Source organism: Burkholderia sp. A9 (assembly GCF_000801975.1).
In genome coordinates this window covers 1-16,986 of record NZ_JSZN01000019.1, presented here as the reverse complement: position 1 = coordinate 16,986, position 16,986 = coordinate 1, and the positions used below count along the sequence as shown (strand labels likewise).

17 protein-coding genes are annotated in these 16,986 nt (G+C 69.6%); 8 read left to right on the top strand and 9 right to left on the bottom strand.

Going from position 1 to position 16,986, the window contains the following annotated elements; genetic code table 11:
- Positions 1-88 precede the first annotated feature (88 nt).
- From PI86_RS10675 to ypfJ, 4 genes are all read right to left on the bottom strand, one after another.
- The gene (locus tag PI86_RS10675) at positions 89-1,429 is read right to left on the bottom strand and encodes an aspartate aminotransferase family protein (protein ID WP_014898844.1); all 1,341 of its coding nucleotides are present in this window, start codon (positions 1,427-1,429) and stop codon (positions 89-91) included.
- Positions 1,430-1,505: 76 nt separating this feature from the next.
- Positions 1,506-3,008, bottom strand: coding sequence for an aldehyde dehydrogenase family protein (locus PI86_RS10670; RefSeq protein WP_039321775.1), 1,503 nt, complete (start codon positions 3,006-3,008; stop codon positions 1,506-1,508).
- A gap of 264 nt (positions 3,009-3,272) precedes the next feature.
- Positions 3,273-4,004, bottom strand: a complete 732-nt coding sequence (locus tag PI86_RS10665; protein WP_039321772.1) for a helix-turn-helix transcriptional regulator — start codon at positions 4,002-4,004, stop codon at positions 3,273-3,275.
- 330 nt (positions 4,005-4,334) lie between these two features.
- Positions 4,335-5,216, bottom strand: a complete 882-nt coding sequence (gene ypfJ, locus PI86_RS10660) for a KPN_02809 family neutral zinc metallopeptidase (RefSeq protein ID WP_039321883.1) — start codon at positions 5,214-5,216, stop codon at positions 4,335-4,337.
- 435 nt (positions 5,217-5,651) lie between these two features.
- On the opposite strand from ypfJ, the gene PI86_RS10655 reads away from it, so the two are divergent.
- The 5 genes from PI86_RS10655 (at position 5,652) to PI86_RS10635 (ending at position 10,628) form a co-directional block, all read left to right on the top strand.
- The gene (locus PI86_RS10655; protein ID WP_039321769.1) at positions 5,652-6,443 is read left to right on the top strand and encodes an SDR family NAD(P)-dependent oxidoreductase; all 792 of its coding nucleotides are present in this window, start codon (positions 5,652-5,654) and stop codon (positions 6,441-6,443) included.
- A gap of 200 nt (positions 6,444-6,643) precedes the next feature.
- Positions 6,644-7,681 carry a LysR family transcriptional regulator gene (locus tag PI86_RS10650; protein WP_039321765.1) on the top strand — a complete coding sequence of 346 codons (1,038 nt, stop codon included), beginning with the start codon at positions 6,644-6,646 and terminating at the stop codon, positions 7,679-7,681.
- 100 nt (positions 7,682-7,781) lie between these two features.
- A complete protein-coding gene (locus tag PI86_RS10645) occupies positions 7,782-8,468 on the top strand; it encodes a DUF4286 family protein (protein ID WP_039321762.1) in 687 nt (228 codons plus the stop codon).
- Between the two features lie 89 nt (positions 8,469-8,557).
- On the top strand, positions 8,558-9,877 hold the full coding sequence (locus PI86_RS10640; protein WP_039321879.1) for an MFS transporter: 1,320 nt from the start codon (positions 8,558-8,560) through the stop codon (positions 9,875-9,877).
- 49 nt (positions 9,878-9,926) lie between these two features.
- Positions 9,927-10,628, top strand: a complete 702-nt coding sequence (locus tag PI86_RS10635; RefSeq protein WP_039321759.1) for a DUF2848 domain-containing protein — start codon at positions 9,927-9,929, stop codon at positions 10,626-10,628.
- 76 nt (positions 10,629-10,704) lie between these two features.
- Here PI86_RS10635 and PI86_RS10630 read toward each other — a convergent pair whose 3' ends face one another.
- On the bottom strand, positions 10,705-11,685 hold the full coding sequence (locus tag PI86_RS10630; protein WP_039321756.1) for an NAD-dependent epimerase/dehydratase family protein: 981 nt from the start codon (positions 11,683-11,685) through the stop codon (positions 10,705-10,707).
- A gap of 98 nt (positions 11,686-11,783) precedes the next feature.
- Between PI86_RS10630 and PI86_RS10625 the strand changes: the two genes are divergently transcribed.
- A complete protein-coding gene (locus PI86_RS10625) occupies positions 11,784-12,683 on the top strand; it encodes a LysR family transcriptional regulator (protein WP_039321753.1) in 900 nt (299 codons plus the stop codon).
- Positions 12,684-12,725: 42 nt separating this feature from the next.
- On the opposite strand, the gene PI86_RS10620 is transcribed toward PI86_RS10625, so the two are convergent.
- Both PI86_RS10620 and PI86_RS10615 read right to left on the bottom strand, forming a co-directional pair.
- Positions 12,726-13,046 (bottom strand): DUF7660 family protein, encoded by a 321-nt coding sequence (locus PI86_RS10620; RefSeq protein ID WP_014898833.1) that lies wholly within the window; start codon positions 13,044-13,046, stop codon positions 12,726-12,728.
- Between the two features lie 60 nt (positions 13,047-13,106).
- Positions 13,107-13,979 carry a LysR family transcriptional regulator gene (locus PI86_RS10615; protein ID WP_014898832.1) on the bottom strand — a complete coding sequence of 291 codons (873 nt, stop codon included), beginning with the start codon at positions 13,977-13,979 and terminating at the stop codon, positions 13,107-13,109.
- Between the two features lie 160 nt (positions 13,980-14,139).
- On the opposite strand from PI86_RS10615, the gene PI86_RS10610 reads away from it, so the two are divergent.
- Positions 14,140-15,600, top strand: a complete 1,461-nt coding sequence (locus tag PI86_RS10610) for an MFS transporter (RefSeq protein WP_039321750.1) — start codon at positions 14,140-14,142, stop codon at positions 15,598-15,600.
- 69 nt (positions 15,601-15,669) lie between these two features.
- Here PI86_RS10610 and PI86_RS10605 read toward each other — a convergent pair whose 3' ends face one another.
- Positions 15,670-15,867 (bottom strand): oxidoreductase-like domain-containing protein, encoded by a 198-nt coding sequence (locus PI86_RS10605; RefSeq protein ID WP_039321747.1) that lies wholly within the window; start codon positions 15,865-15,867, stop codon positions 15,670-15,672.
- Positions 15,868-15,984: 117 nt separating this feature from the next.
- Here PI86_RS10605 and PI86_RS10600 point away from each other — a divergent pair, with 117 nt between their 5' ends.
- Positions 15,985-16,395, top strand: a complete 411-nt coding sequence (locus tag PI86_RS10600) for a RidA family protein (RefSeq protein WP_039321744.1) — start codon at positions 15,985-15,987, stop codon at positions 16,393-16,395.
- Between the two features lie 33 nt (positions 16,396-16,428).
- On the opposite strand, the gene PI86_RS10595 is transcribed toward PI86_RS10600, so the two are convergent.
- The coding region (locus PI86_RS10595; RefSeq protein ID WP_039321741.1) for an SDR family NAD(P)-dependent oxidoreductase at positions 16,429-16,986 on the bottom strand (558 nt) is incomplete at its 5' end.

Below are 16,986 nucleotides of genomic sequence, written 5' to 3'. Positions count from 1 at the left end.
TAGCGCAAATCGGCAAACCGGCGGTGGCGAGCGGGTTATCCCGCCCGCCACCGCCGGTTCGTCGTCACGCGTTCACGGCATCACGGCCTCACGCGAACGGCACGGCCTCGAAGCCGGCCGCGAGCGCGTCGACGATCCGGTCGAGCTGCTCGCGCTGGATCACGAGCGGCGGCGACAGGATGATCTTCGTGCCGACCGGGCGCACCAGCACGCCGTGCTCGCGCGCGACTTCCGCGACCGCGTTCGCATAGCCGGACAGCGGGTCGATCGGCTCGCGGGTCTGCTTGTTCGCGACCAGGTCGAGCGCGAGCATCAGCCCCTTGCCGCGCACTTCGCCGACTGCCGCGAAACGTTCGGGGAACGACTGCAGCGCTTCGAGCAGATACGCACCCTGCTTCGCCGCGTTCGCCGGCAGGTCTTCCTTCATGACGATGTCGAGGCTCGCGATCGCGGCCGCGCACGCGACCGGGTGCCCGGCATACGTGTAGCCGTGCATGATCGCGCCGCCGAAGTCCGCGTTCGCGGCGAATGCATCCTCGATCCGCGCGTTCACGGCCGTCGCGCCGAGCGGCACGTAGCCGGACGAGATTCCCTTCGCGAGACACATGATGTCCGGGCGCACGCCCCAGCCGCGGCTGCCGAACATGCTGCCGCTGCGGCCGAAGCCGGTCACGACTTCGTCGGCGATCAGAAGCACGCCGTAGCGGTCGCACACCTCGCGCACGAGCGGCCAGTAGTTGGCCGGCGGCACGATCACGCCGCCCGCGCCCTGCACCGGCTCCGCGATGAACGCGGCGACCGTGTCGGGGCTCTGGAACTGGATCTCGCGCTCCAGCATTTCCGCGCAGATCCGGCCGAGTTCCTCCGGATCCTGCGTGAACGGGTTGCGGTACAGCCACGGCGTCTCGACGTGGAAACAGCCGGGCAGGTTCGGCTCGTAGTTGCGGCGGAACACCGTGTTGCCGTTCACCGACGCGCCGCCGAAGTGCGTGCCGTGATAGCCCTGCTTCAGCGAGATGAACTTCGTACGGTCGGCCTGGCCGCGCACTTTCCAGTACTGGCGCGCGATCTTCAGCGCGGTCTCGATCGAGTCGGAACCGCCCGAGCTGTACAGCACGCGGCGCATCCCTTCCGGCTCCAGCATGTCGATCAGCTTCTTCGACAGCTCTTCCGCACGCGGATGCGAGATGCCGTCGAACAGCTGGAAGTATTCGAGCTCGTCGAGCTGGCGCACGATCGCGTCCTTCACCTCCTGGCGGTTGTGCCCGACGTTCACGTTCCACAGGCCCGCGACGCCGTCGACGAGTTGCTTGCCGGTTTCATCGAACACGTAGCAGCCGTCGCCGCGCACGATGCGGATCGGCTTGCGCCGTTTCATTTCGTTCGGGTGCAGCATCGGGTGCCAGAACTTCGCTTCGTTGTAGCTCATTGCAGTCTCCACTCTCGGATCGGTTGAACCTTGGGTTGTCCAGGTTCGAGGTTCAAGGTTCGGGATGCGCGCCGCGTCAGTGCGCGATGCAGACGGATTTGGTTTCGGTGAAGCCCTCGATCGCGTACTGGCCGAACTCGCGGCCGATGCCCGACTGCTTGTAGCCGCCGAACGGCATCGACGGATCGAGCGGGATATGGCAGTTCACCCACACGGTGCCGGCCTCGATCTGCGGCACGAGGTTCATCACGCGCTTCAGGTCGTTGCTCCAGATGCTCGCGGCGAGGCCGTACGGCGACGCGTTCGCGAGACGCACGGCGTCGGCCGCGTCGTCGAACGGCACGACGACGATCACCGGACCGAACACCTCGTCGCGCACGATCGCGCTGTCCGGGTGCGGATCGGCGATCACGGCCGGTTTCACGTAGTAGCCGGGCAGGTCGTCGGCCGGCGTGCCGCCCGCGAGGAACGTGAGCCCCGCGCGGCGCGCGCCTTCGATGTGCTGGACCACCTTGTCGCGATGGTGCGCGGAGACCAGCGGGTTGATCTGCGCGGTCGTGTCGAGGCCCGCGCCGAGCTTCATCGACTGCGCGACGCCCGCGAGGCCGTCCGCGAGTTGCGCGAACTTGCTGCGATGCACGTAGAGGCGCGACGCGGCCGCGCACACCTGCCCCTGGTTGAAGAACGCGCCGGCGGCGACGCCGTCGAGCGCCTGCGCGACGTCGACGTCGTCGAGCATCACGATCGGGTTCTTGCCGCCGAGTTCGAGCGAGAAGCGCGTCATGTTCTGCACGGCCGCCGCGCCGACCAGCTTGCCGGTCGCGGTCGAGCCGGTGAACGAGATCTTCGCGATCGACGGGTGGCTCGACAGCGCGGCGCCGCAGGTGCGGCCGCCGGTGACGACGTTGAACACGCCGGGCGGCACGCCGGCTTCACGCGCGAGTTCGGCGAGGCGCAGCGCGGTGAGCGGCGTTTCCGGCGACGGCTTCAGCACGATCGTGCAACCGGCCGCCAGCGCCGGAATCAGCTTCCACACCGCGATCATCAGCGGGAAATTCCACGGCACGATCGCGGCGACCACGCCGACCGGCTCCTTGCGCGTATAGGCCGTATAGCGCGCGCCGGGCGGGAACGGGATCGACACGTCGAGCGTCTGGCCGGTGATCTTGGTGGCCCAGCCGGCCATGTAGCGCACGTATTCGACGCTCGCGCCGACCTCGATCGCACGCGACACGTGGATCGACTTGCCCTGGTTCAGCGTTTCGAGCTGGGCGAGCGTTTCGGCGTCGGCTTCGATCAGGTCGGCGAGTTTCAGCAGGATGCGCTCGCGGTCGGCCGGGCGCAGCCCGCTCCATACGCGCGTATCGAACGCGTGCTTCGCGCTCGCGACTGCGCGGTCAACGTCGTACGCGTCGGCATCCGCGACCGTCGCGAGCGGCTCGCCCGTCGCCGGGTCGTACACGTCGAGCCGGGCGCGCGCGTGCGCAGGCTGCATGGCGCCGTCGATGAAAAGGCCGAAGTCGCGCGCGACGAAGGTGCGCACGGTGTCGCTGACGGCGACGAAGTTCGTGGAAGTCATGCGTGTCTCGAAGATTGTCGTGGCTAGGCGCATGCGTTCGGGCATGCGGGCGTCGAACCACTGTATCGACGCAGGATCACGCCCGGTGAGCGCAAATTGGCAGCGCGTGGGGGATGAAGGCGCGGGCGATTCGGGAAGCTGTGACGACGGCGCGCTATCGTCAGATCAGTGGCGCGGCGCGGCGCGGTGCGGCGCGGTGCGGCACGGTGCGGTGCGGCGCGAGTGCGGGTGCGGGTGCGGGTGCGGGTGCGGGTGCGGGAAAAATTACAGGAACAACGCACCGACCAGCCCGGTGCGGTTCGACACCCCCAGCTTCCGGTACATGCGCATCAGATGCGTCTTGATGGTCGGCTGACCGAGCGCGAGATCGCGCGCGATCTCCTTGTTCGAGCGGCCGTCACGCACGAGGCGCGCGATCTGTTCCTCGCGGTAGGTCAGCCGCTCCTCGCAGCCGATCCGGTGAATCCCGCGCCGCGCGCGCAGCAACGGGGCCAGCGCGGCTTCGGCAACCGGTTGCAGCCGCGCCAGCGCGTCGATCTCGCCCGGCGCGAACCGCCCCGCCAGGCGGTTGCCATCCACATCGCCGTTCCCGAAGCGCAACAGCGAGAACGCGCCGACTGTCCGTCCGGCATCGTCGCGCAGCCAGATCTCGACGACATCGGCGACATCGTGCCGCCGCAGGAAGCGGGTCCAGTATGCGGACGCGTCGCGTCTTTCGTCAGGCAATTGGGAAGCGAGCGTCACGACCGCGTGCACGCCCGCCGCGCAGCGCGACGGATGCAGCGGATCGAGCATCCGGTAGCGCGCGATATAGGTGCGATGCATCGACTCCGGCATCCCGAACAGCTCGAAATCGGCCGGCTCGCCGCTCAGGTCGAGCCGGTAGAACACGATCGCGGACGGGCTCGCGAATGCGTCGAACGCATCCACGCACGCGCGCAGCGCGCGTTGCCGGTCGGCGGCTTCGTGGTCGGCGGGAACGGATGAGGTCGGCATGGTGGGGTCGGCAGTCGGCCGAACGCGTCGAAGTTCGGGCCAGCCTACCGGCGCCGAAATGTGCCGGTGAGCACAAATCGGCAAATCGTCCGCGGGCGGAAGATGGAGCACCCGCCAGCCATGTCGCGACAACGGAATCCATCGACGAGATAGCGCCCGTTGTGCGCCGCGCGCTCGACGATCAGCCGCGGACGTGGTGCGAAACATCGTGCGCGCCGATCGGGTCCGATCGGAACCATCGGCGAAGTTGACGGAGCGGCACGCGCGTGCGGCCTCGAAACGGAGGCGGAGGCGGAGGCGCAGCAGCGTGTGCGCCCCGCCCCGTCAGTGTCAGTGCGCGTTCGCGGCGAACGTATCGCAGGCGCTGACCTCGCCCGACTCCATCCCGCGCCGCAGCCAGTACACGCGCTGCTCGCTGGTGCCGTGCGTGAAGCTCTCCGGCACGACGTAGCCCTGCCCTTGCTGCTGCAGCCGATCGTCGCCGATCGCGGCCGCCGCCTTCAGCCCCTGCTCGAAATCGCCGGGCTCGATCAGCCGCTGATTCGCGCGCTGCGCATTGTTCGCCCACACGCCGGCGAAGCAGTCGGCCTGCAGTTCCATCCGCACCGACAGCGCGTTCGAGCGCGCCTCGCTCGAACGCCGGCGCGCGGCGTCGACCTTGTCGGAAATGCCGAGCAGGTTCTGCACGTGGTGGCCGACTTCGTGCGCGATCACGTAGGCCTGCGCAAAATCGCCGCCCGCGCCGAAGCGCTTGCGCAGTTCGTCGTAGAAGCCGAGATCGATATACACGTTGCGGTCGCCCGGACAGTAGAACGGCCCCATCGCGGTCTGGCCGGTGCCGCACGCGGTCGGCGTCGAGTTCGTGAACATCACGAGCTTCGGCGGCTCGTACTGCACGTGCAACTGCGTATTGAAGACGCCCGTCCACGTGCGCTCGATATTGCCTAGCACCTTGCGAGTGAATACCGCGCCGGGGTCATTCGCCGGTGCGCCCTGGCGCTGCGTCGGCGCGGGCTGCGCCTGCTGCTGCTGCCGGCCCTGCAGCGCCGATGCGCCTTCGAGCACGACGCGCGGGTCGATCCCGAAGAAATACGATGCGGCCAGCGCGACCACGATCGTGCCGATGCCGATCGTCGCGCGGCCGCCGCCAAACCCGCCCCCGCCGCGTCGGTCCTCGACGTTGACGCTTTCACTTTCGTCGTCCAGCCTCATTGCCGGCCCCTCCCTGCTCTTGTCGATGGTCCGGCCGCGCCAGCGCGCAACCGGGCGATCCGCCGCCGTCGCCGTCACACGATCCGTCGGCGGACGCGATGGCTCCGCATCGCGCGCACGCTCACGCCGATCTCGCCGCCTGCCGCTCCGCTTGCACGACGGAATCGGCCGGCCGACGCGCCGCGCACCGGTGTGCGGGCTCGCCCGCGCCATTTTGCCGGGCTTTCGTGACTTATCCCAAAAATGTGGAGGATAGATCGATTCGGTGCCGAACATCGTCAGCCTTTGCAAAATGGGCCGCCATCTCGCTGGTCGGCCCGGTGCCGGGCGCAACGCTCGCTCGTCCGGCCGGTTCGCGTTCATCCTTTCGGCGGATACCGGCGTGCGCCAGCGCCGCCTAAAGTGACCGGACACGACACCCTTCCGGAGCACGACATGACGCACCCGCAACCCCGTACGATCGCGATCACCGGCGCAGGCACCGGCATCGGCGCCGCGTGCGCGCGCCGCTTCGCCGCACGCGGCGACCGCGTCGTGCTGATCGGGCGGCGTCGGGCGCCGCTCGACACGCTAGCCGCCGAGACAGACGGCCTCGCGCTCGCCGGCGACGCCGCGAGCACGGCCGACTGGGCGCGCTTCCTGCCGGAGATCGCCGAGCGGTTCGGCCGTGTCGACGCGCTCGTCGCGTGCGCGGGCGGCCACGGCCTCGGCCGCGCGGACGAAACCGATGACGCTCAGTGGCGCGATGCGATGCGTGCGAACCTCGACACCGCATTCGTCAGCGCGCGCGCATGCCTGCCCGACCTGATCGCGCAGCGCGGCAGCATCGTGCTGGTCGCGTCGATCGCCGCGCTCGCGGCCGGCCCTGGCGTGTGCGGTTATACGGTCGGCAAGCATGCGCTGCTCGGGCTCGCGCGTTCGCTCGCACGCGACTACGGGCCGCACGGCGTGCGTGCGAATGCGGTATGCCCGGGCTGGGTGCGCACGCCAATGGCCGACGCGGAAATGGCGCCCCTGATGTCCGCATCCGGAGACACGCTCGACGGCGCGTATGCGCGCGTGAGCGCCGACGTGCCGCTGCGGCGCGCGGCCGATCCGGACGAGATCGCGGCCGTGTGCGCGTTCCTCGCGTCACCGGATGCGTCGTTCGTGACCGGCGCGACGCTCGTCGCCGACGGCGGCGCACTGGTCGTCGACGTACCGACGCTCGCGTTCGACCAGCTGTGACGGGATGCATGGGGACACGCCGCCCGCGCGACGCATCGTTGCGGGCGGCCGCGCGACGTCGCGCGCTCGTCTTCCGGCACGCCACCTCCCGCCCCGGCGCCCGGCACCCGCGCACGGCCCGCTCGTTTGCCGTCTTGAAAATCCGCTAACATCGACCGATCCCGCCGCCCCGCTCGGCACCGCCTCACCGTCGGAATTCGATGAACATCCGGTTTCTTGAAACCTTCGTCTGGCTCGCGAAGCTGGAAAACTTCCGGCTCACGGCCGAGAAACTGCACACGACGCAGGCCGCCGTATCGAGCCGCATCGCGTCGCTGGAAGAGGCGTTCGACGTGCGGCTGTTCGACCGCAACACGCGCTCGGCTACGCTCACGCCCGCGGGCCGGCGCATGCTCGCGTACGCGGAGCGGATCGTGCGGCTCGACAGCGAGATGCGGCGCGACATCGACGCGGCGAGCGACGCCGGCCTGATCCGGATCGGCGTGATCGAGTCGATCGTGCACAGCTGGTTTCCGGCGCTGATGGCGCAACTGCGCGAGCGCTATCCGCGCCTCGACGTCGAGATCACGAGCGACACGACGCTGCACCTGATCCGGCTGCTGAGCACCGACGGCGTCGACCTGATCCTGCAGACCGACCCGGTGCCGGGCCCCGACTTCACGAACCTGCCGCTGTGCGAGTTCCCGGTGCACTGGGCGGCGAGCCCGCGCCTCGGGCTCGGCGGCGAACGGCTCGACGTCGCGCGGCTCGCCGCGTATCCGATCATCAGCTTCTCGCGTCACTCGGGGCCGCACGCGACGATCGAACGGCTGTTCGCGGCCGTCGAGCGGCCGGCCAGCATCAACTGCATCACGTCGGTCGCCGCGATGATCCGGCTCGTCGCCGACGGCTTCGGCGTGGCCGCGCTGCCGCCCGCGATCATCGGGCGTGAGCTGCAGGAAGGCGCGCTCGAGCTGCTCGATGTCGAACCCGAATTCCCCGCGCTGCCGCTCGTCGCGTCGTATCGCACCCAAGGCCTGCCGGTCGCCGCGCGCATCGCCGAACTGGCGAGTGAAGTCGCCCGCGCGATGCCGGCTGGGTCGAGTCGTGCGAAGCCGGACACATCGGCAAAAGCCGAGGCCGACACCGTCGACAAGCGCCCCGTCCGGCCGGCGACCCACAAGAAAACCGCTGCGGCAAAACGCACACCGCCATCCGCGCCCGCCACCCCGGCGAAACGCCGTCCGCGCCGCTCATAAGAAAACCTGTTCACCGCGAATTTGTTTTCTTGTTGGACGGGCGCGGCACGTCTTCGGGAAACTGCGGTTCCTGACACACCCCGTCACAAGGAACCCCGCGATGACCCGCCTTTCCCTTCCGCACGGCCAGCTCTGCGTCTGGACGGATATCGACCCCGCATACGAAACCGATTTCAACGCGTGGTACGACCGCGAACACATGCAGGAGCGTGTCGCGATTCCCGGCTTCACGCATGCGCGGCGGTTTCGCGCGACCGATGACGGCCCGCGCAAATACCTCGCGCTGTACGTGACGGACACGCTCGACGTGTTCCGCAGCGACGCCTACCGGCGCGCGTTCACGCAGCAAACGACCTGGTCGCTCGCGAACTTCGAGCGCATGACCGGCACCCAGCGGCGGGTCGGCGACCTGACGCTCGAGGCCGGCGACGGCGAAGGCGCGCATCTCGCGCTGTTCGTGCTGCCGCCGGAGCGCATCGACGTGCCGCACCTGCGCGAGCGCTTCGAGGTCGCGCTGCGCGAATCCGGCATCCACGCGGCACGGCTGTTCCGCACCGCGCCGGATCTGTCCGCGCCGATCGGCGCCGCTGCCGCCGCACGTCCGGCCGCCGACGCGCTCGTGCTGATCGAGGGCAGCGACGCGGCCGTCACGCGCCGTGTCGCTGCCGCCATCGCCGGACCCGACGACGTGCGCACCTTCGAGCTGCTGTGGCGCGCCGTTGCACCGCTGCCGGTTGCGCCCCGTGGCGCCGAAGCGAAGCCGGCCGCCGCCGCACTGCCCGCCTGAACCCGGACGCCGCCACCGGCCGCGCCGCGCGCCCTGCGCACGCGGCCGGCGCATCGGCCCCTGCTCGTCATCCCGTCATCCTTCACGACCTGCCCGACACCATGAGCACTCTCGCCCAGCCCGCCGCCCACGCGCCCCGCCGCGTCCGCAACAGCCGACTCGCGACCGCGAGCATGATCGGCACGTCGCTCGAGTGGTACGACTTCACGATCTACAACACGCTTGCCGCGCTCGTCTTCAACCATCTGTTCTTTCCGTCGGTCGACCCGCTGGCCGGCACGATCCTCGCGTTCTCGACCTATGCGGTCGGCTACGTGTCGCGTCCGCTCGGCGGTTTCGTGTTCGGCAATCTCGGCGACCGCATCGGCCGCCGCGCGGTGCTGATGCTCACGCTCGTGCTGATGGGGGTCACGACCGCGCTGATGGGCGCGCTGCCGACCTATGCGCAGGCCGGCATCCTCAGCCCGATCCTGCTCGTCGCGCTGCGCTTCGTGCAGGGCGTCGCGCTCGGCGGCGAATGGGCCGGCGCGGTGCTGCTGTCGGTCGAGCACGGCGACCAGAAGCGCCGCGGGCTGTCCGCGTCGTGGACGCAGATCGGCCCGTCGTTCGGCACGCTGCTCGGCACCGGCTGCATCGCGCTCGTGACGATGTCGACCACGTCCGACACCTTCCTGTCGTGGGGCTGGCGCGTGCCGTTCGCGGCCAGCGCGCTGCTCGTCGTGTTCGGCTTCTGGCTGCGACGCGGCGTCGACGAAACGCCGCAGTTCGAGCAGCTCGCCGAATCGCACACAACCGCCGAGGTGCCTGTCGCCGAAGTGCTGAAGTGCCATTGGCGGCGCCTGCTGATCGCGGGCGGCTCGCGGATCGGCTCCGACGTGCTGTACGCGCTGATCGTCGTGTTCACGCTGACCTACGTGACGACCGTGCTGCACCTGTCACGCCCGGTCGCGCTGACGGCCGTGATGGTCGGCACGGCCTGCAACGCGCTCGCGGTGCCGTTCTTCGGCGCGCTGTCGGACCGCTTCGGGCGCCGTCCGGTGTACCTCGCCGGCGCGATCGCCGGGATCGTGTGGGCGTTCGTGTTCTTCACGATGCTCGATTCGGCGCGGCCGGGTGCGATCGTCGCGGCCGTCGCGATCGGCCTCGTGATCCACGCGGTGATGTACGGCCCGCAAGGCGCGTTCGTCACCGAACAGTTTCCGACGCGCGTGCGTTACGCGGGCTCGTCGCTGGCCTACACGCTCGCCGGCATCGTCGGCGGCGGCTTCGCGCCGCTCGTGATCGCCACGCTGTTCCGCCAGACGGGGACGACGACGGCCGTGTCGCTGTACGTCACCGCGTCGCTCGTCGTGACCTCGATCGCCTTGCTCGCCGCGCGCGAAACCGCGCACCGGCCGCTCGCGGATTGAGCTTCCCCGTCGATCGTTCAATTCATTCGCACTTCAAACGGATACCCGCATGCAAGCCCTGTCGTTCAACGTGATGTCCCTGCAAGGCGCGCCGGCCCATCTCGACGTCGAGATCGAACGCGTCGTGATCGCCGGCTGGGCCGGTCGCGATCCGGACGCGATCCGCGCGCACATCGACGAACTCGCGGCGCTCGGCGTCGCGCCGCCGTCGACCACGCCATGCTTCTATCGCGTGTCGTCCGCGCTGCTCACGCAGGCGCCGTCGATCGGCGTGCTCGGCGCACGCTCGGGCGGCGAGATCGAGTGCGTGCTGATCGACAGCCCGGTCGGCACGCTGGTGACGGTCGGGTCGGATCATACGGATCGGGAAGTCGAAGCCTACGGTGTCGCGGTGTCGAAACAGGTGTGTGCGAAGCCGCTCGGCCGCGATGCGTGGCGCCATGCGGACGTCGCCGGTCACTGGGATGCGATCGAAATGCGTTCGTGGTTGATCCGGCCCAATGGCGAACGCGTCGCGTATCAGCACTGCGCGGTCAGCGGGCTGCTCGCGCCGGACGCGCTGTGGCAACGCTTCGACGACCGGCGCAGGATGCCCGCGCGCTGCGCGATGTTCGGCGGCACGGTCGCGGTGCATGGCGCGATCGCGGCGATGGGCGACGGTGACGCGTTCGAGATGGAACTGCACGATCCGGTGCTCGGGCGCAGCCTTCGGCACCGCTATGCGGTCGAGGTGTTACCGGTCGTGGCGTGATGGAAGTTGGCGAGTGCGCGGGCCATCGAGGGCATGACCCGCATGCGGGCTCGCCACCCGCCTGCGCCGCTCGCCGTCATCGCAGGCACCCCAGCCCCGCCAGTGCCTCCGCCACCGCCGTATCGAGCGGTGTCACCGGCTCGCGGCCCAGCACCGCCGTCACCCGCGCGTTGTCCATCCGGAGCGGCTCGCGCCACAGATAGCGCATCTCGAGCATCTCGCGCATCGTCGTGACGAACGGCGCCGCGACCCACACGAGCCACCACGGGAACCGCCGCACCGTCGGCCGCATCCCGTGCCGCTGCGCGACGCGGCGCACGGCCTGCGCCATCTGCGTGCCGTCCGCGTCCCAGTGGCCGCCGAGATGAAACCGCGCGAACGGCTCCAGCGTGTCGCGTCGCTCGAGCAGCTCGACCATCGTGCGCGCGACGTCCGGCAGGTACGCCCATTGATGGCCGACACCCGGCCGGCCCGGCACGCTGATGGCCGCAACGGGCCGTCCAGCCTTGACGAGTCCCTGCCCGAACCAGTTGTTGCGCGCGTGCGCCCCGAAGAAATCGCCGGCGCGCACGATGATCGTCCGCACACCCTGCGCGGTCGCCGCCTGCAACCGCCGCTCCATCTCGACGCGAATCGCGCCCTTGCGCGTCACCGGATGCTGCGGCGCCTCTTCGCGCAACACCGGAAACGTGTCGGGGCCATAGTTGTAGACCGTCCCGGGCAACACGACGGTCGCCTGCGCCACCGTCGCCGCCGCGATCGTGTTGTCGATCATCGGCAGCACCTGCTGACCCCAGTTCCGGTAGCCGGGCGGGTTCACCGCATGCACGATCACGCTGCAACCGCGTGCGGCACGGACGACCGCCTCGCGATCCAGCGCGTCGCCGCGCATCCATGCGATGCCGTCGCGCTCCACCGTCTCGGCGTCGAGCCCGCGCTTGAGCGCGCGCACCTGCCAGCCGGCAGCGCGCAACTGCCGCGCGACCTCGCTGCCGATGCCGCCGCTCGCGCCGAGCACGAGTGCCTGTCGTTGGGTCCCGCCTGCGTTCGTCGTCATGCCGTTCTCCGTGAGTGAACCGTCGTCAGCACGCATTCTGGCGGTCGTCCGGCTAACAAGGAATTGCAGAACGCGATGGATCGGCTATACATTTATGCATGACCACCGACCTGAACTGGGAACGCTACCGCACCTTCCTCGCGGTGCTGACGGAAGGCTCGCTGTCGGGCGCGGCGCGCGCGCTCGGCATCACGCAGCCAACGGCCGGGCGCCACGTCGCGGCGCTCGAAGCCGCGTTCGGCCAGACGCTGTTCACGCGCTCGCCGTCGGGGCTGCTGCCTACCGAAGCGGCCCTTGCGCTGCGCGGCCATGCCGAGGCGCTGCGCAGCGCGGCGGCCGCGTTCGAGCGTGCGGCCGCGAGCCACGGCGCGGGCGTGCGCGGCACCGTGCGGATCTCGGCCAGCGACGTGATCGCGGTCGAGGTGCTGCCGCCGATGCTCGCGCAGTTGCGGCGCGACCATCCTGGGCTCGTGATCGAACTGGTGCCGACCGACCGCATCCAGGACGTCCTGAACCGCGAGGCCGACATCGCGGTGCGGATGGCGCCGCCCACGCAGGACGCGCTCGTCGCACGGCGGGTCGGCGCGATCGACGTCGGGCTGCATGCCCGTGACGATTACCTGGCACGCAACGGTACACCGGCGACGATGGACGAACTCGCGCATCACGCGCTGATCGGTTTCGACACGGTGACGCCGTTCATTCGCGCGGCCGGACGCGGCATGCCGTACTGGAAGCGCGATGCGTTCGCGCTGCGCACCGACAGCAATCTGGCGCACCTCGCGATGATTCGCGCGGGCTGTGGGATCGGCTTCTGCCAGAGCCGGCTCGCGCAACGCGATGCGCGGCTCGTGCGGGTGCTGCCGGACGGGCCCGCGATGAAACTGGAAACCTGGGTGGTCATGCACGAGGATCTGCGGACGAGCCCGCGCTGCCGGGCCGTGTTCGATGTGCTGGCGAACGGGCTGCGCGCGTATGCCGAAGGAACGGCCGACTAGGCCGTTCGAACCGGCCGCGTACGCGACTCGCCGCGGATCGCGCTACTCGTAGATCTTGCCGGCGAGCAGGATGTCCGCCATGCGCCGCCACGGGTTGTCGGGCAGGTCGTAACAACGCAGCCCTTCCTCGGACGCTTCGGCCCAGTCGACCATCGCCGCCAGGTACGCTCCGATCGAGTTGTTTTCCCAGCCGAGCGCGGCGGCCGCGTACGGCGACGGCGGCACGTCGGCCTCGAGCTGGCGCTCCTTGTGCCAGTCGTGGCCGAGCACGCGCAGGAAATGGATCAGCGAGCGCTCGTCGACCACCCGCTCCAGCGCGTGCTGCAGCCGCTCGGCCATCTGGGCTTTCAGTTCGTCGTTCATGCGTATCGTTCCGTGCGGGTCCATTCGAATGCGTGCCGATGCCCCGCACGCGGCACGTCTTCACATCAGCAACTGCCGCGACAGCACCTCGCGCGCCTGCGTGACGGTCTCGCGTTCGCCCGGCATCGGCGGCGTCAGCGAGAACACCGCGTCGGGCAACGCCGGCAGCCGGTATTTCGCACCGAGCCGCACCAGGCCCTCGCCGATCGCCGACGCGCACAGGCAGCCGACGCCGAGCCCCGCCGCCAGCATCGACTGCAGCCCCGCGACGCCCGACGCACTGTGCACCAACACGTACGGCGCGTGCTGCTCGTCGAGCGAGCGCACCGCGATCTGATGCATCATGCAGTCGTCCGGCAGCAGCACGAGCGGCAACGGCTCGGGCAGCTGCTCGGCCAGCGCGGGCGACGCGACCCACGACAGCGGCTCGCGCCGCAGCACCCAGCGCGTATCGGCCGACGCGGGCCGGAACGGGCCGCTCGACAGGTTCATCACGACGCCGAGATCGATCTGTCCGCGCGCATGCGCGGCCTCGATCTCCGCGCTCTTCATCGCGCTCACGTGCAGGCTCAGTTGCGGGTAGCACTCCCGCAGCCGCGCGAGCAGGCCCGCGACTTCATGCGTCCGGTAGTAGTCGGTGATCGCGACGCGCAACTCGCCCTTGATCGCCTGCCCGCGCAGTTCGTCGAATGCGGCCTCGTTCAGCGCGACGATGCGCCGGGCGTGCTGCAGCAAGCGCGCGCCGGCCGGCGTCGGCTCGACGCCGCGTTTGCTGCGCACGAACAGTGGCACGCCGGCGCGCGATTCGAGCTTGCGCACCTGCTCACTGACCGTCGACTGTGACAGATGCAGCAGCGGCGCGGCCGCCGTAAGGCTGCCCGCATCCGCCACCGCCGCAAAAGTGCGCAACTGATCCAGGTCGAAACCGCGCATGGCCCCCTCCATCCATCGAATAACCCGATGGATGCTACCACCAATTCCCGCTTTTCCGAATCATCGACGGTGCCCAGAATATCGGTTCAACGGCCCGCCCGAGCCCGTTTCAGCGGGTTTCGACATACGGTGCGGCCCTCATTCTTCCAGACCTCCGTTCATGACCGACAACACCCTCGCTCCTTGCGCACCGGCCGGCGCGGCCGCCGCGGCACCGCCGCGCAGCCATCACGGCTGGGCGCTCGTGGTCCTGCTGGTCGGCGCCATTCTGCCGCCGCTCGACTACTTCATCGTGAATCTCGCGCTGCCGGCCATTCGTGACGGTATCGGCGCGCGGCCGGCCGAGCTGCAGCTCGTCGTGTCGGCGTATGCGTGCGCGAACGCGGTCGTGCAGATCACCGGCGGCCGTCTCGGCGACCTCTACGGCCGCAAGCGGATGTTCATGTTCGGCATGGCCGGCTTCGTGGTCGCGTCGACGCTGTGCGGGCTCGCCGGCAGCGGCGCGGTGCTGGTCGGCGGGCGCGTGCTGCAGGGGCTGTTCGCCGCGATCCTCGCGCCGCAGGTGCTCGCGACGATCCGCAGCGTGTTCAGCCCGCAGGAACAGGTGCGCGTGATGGGCTTCTACGGCTTCGTGTTCGGCCTCGCGGCGGTGATCGGCCAGCTCGGCGGCGGTGCGCTGATCAGCCTGCATCCGTTCGGGCTCGGCTGGCGTGCGATCTTCCTGGTCAATCTGCCGATCGGCATCCTCGCGCTGCTCGGCAGCTGGCGCTTCATCCCGGAAAGCCGGCCGCCGCGCGGCCAGCGCATCGACGTGCCCGGCACGGTGCTGCTGTCGCTGTTCCTGCTGATGCTCGTCTATCCGCTCACGCACGGGCGCGACACCGGCTGGCCGCTGTGGATGGTTGCATGCGTCGTCGGCGCGCTGCCGATGCTCGGTGCACTGCTGGCGGTCGAAGCACGCCGGCTCGCCGGCGGCCGCGATCCGCTGCTCGACGTGCGCCTGCTGCGCAACCCGGTGGTCGCGCTCGGGCTCACGCTCGCGTTCCTGTTTTACATGCTGAGTGCGTTCTTCCTGAGCTACGGGATCTACCTGCAGGGCTGCCTGAACTGGTCGCCGCTCGCGTCGGGGCTGGCGATCCTGCCGCTCGGCGTCGGCTTCCTCGCGAGCCCCCTGCTGATGCCGCGCCTCGTCGAGCGGTTCGGCGGCTATCGCGTGCTCACGCTCGGCTTCGCGATGCTCGCGGCCGGTGTCGCGACCGCCGCCGCGCTGGCCAGCGAACAGGCACCCGGCCCCGGCTTTTATGCCGGAATCGCGACAATCGGCATCGGGCAAGGCCTCGTGCTGCCGTCGGTCGTGCGGATCGTGCTCGCGGAAGTCGACGCGGCACGCGCGGGGGTCGCATCCGGCATGGTCACCGCGATGCTGCAGATCGGCGCGGCCGTCGGCGCAGCGACGCTCGGCGGGCTGTTTTTCGCGCGGCTCGGCACGCAGCCGGCCGCGGTCGATTACGTGCAGGGGTTCAGGACGGCGATGGGGGCGCTGACGGCCGTGCTGCTCGTGTGCGTCGCGCTGTCGGCCGCGCTCGGGCCGATGCATCGGCGGGTGCGGGACGGCGCGTGACGACGCGGGCCTGAGAACGCATTGCCGGCAGCGAATCGGGGCATGCGCGACCGCTTGCCGGCATCGGGCTCACTGATGATGCTTGAGTTGCGCGTGCCGCGCTTCCCATTCGGCCAGTTCGACGCGATAGCGCGCCAGCGCTTCGTCGTACAGGTCGAAAACGCACGGCGAGCAGCCGCTGTTGCAACAGTCTTCCAGTTCGGGTTGTTCGGGCGGGGTCGGACGCGGATCGTCGGCGAGCGTATCCGCAGAGGCAGGCTTGGTCACGGCTTCAGTCACATGATGTCGAATGCCAAGTATAAGGTGATGATCAGCGGCATGCAGGCACACGACCCACGCAGTCGAGCATCCGCACATCCACCACCGATCGACAAGAGTCGTGTCATGGCCGAAGCAGTGAATCCGCCGGAACGCTGGGCACCGTTCGGCGCGTTGTCGATGGCCGTGATCCGGGGCGACGGCCGGATCGTTCATCTGAAGGGACAGGTCGCACTCGACCGGGACGGACACGTCGTCGGTGTCGGCGACCTGCGCGCGCAGGTCCGGCAAACGCTCGACAACATTCGCAACGTGCTCGCCGCGCTGGGTGGGCTGATGCAGGACGTGATCTCGCTGGTTCACTACGCAACCGACATCGACGCGTTCATGCAGGCCGGCGACATCCGCAAGACGTTCTTCGCTGAACCCTGTCCCGTGACGACAACCGTCCAGGTCGAACGTCTCTACCGCCGCGATCTGCCGATCGAAATCGCGGCGATCGCGGAAATTCAACGGGCGAGATTTCGCATGCCCTGACGTCGTCAGTGAGTGCGATAGCCCGCCCCCCCGCTACGCCACGCGACCGCTCACCGGAATCGATGCGCCGGTGATCGCCTGCGCATCCGTCGACAGCAGGAATCCGATCGTCGCCGCGATCTGTTCAGGCCGGACCCAGCGCGTGAAATCCGCGTCGGGCATGTCCGCGCGGTTCGGCGGCGTGTCGATGATGCTCGGCAGCAGCGCATTCACGGTCACGCCGCGATCGAGCAGTTCCGCCGCCAGCGCTTCGGTGAGCCGCGCGACGCCCGCCTTCGCGGCCGCGTATGCACCCATCCCCGCGCCGGCCTTGAACGCCGCGCCTGCGCCGATGTTGACGATGCGGCCGGCCGGGCTCTCCACCAGATACGGCAGCGCGGCCTTCGACGCGTTCAGCGTCGTCTTCACGTTCAGGTCGTACATGCGGTCCCACGTCGCCGCATCGCCGTCGGCGATCGTCTGCCACACGAACGCGCCCGCGATGTTGAGCAGCGCGTCGACCCGGCCGAATTCGCGACGCACGGTGTCGAGCGCTCGCACGGCCGCCTGCGGATCGACCAGATCGATTCCGCCGATGCGCAGCGCATCGGC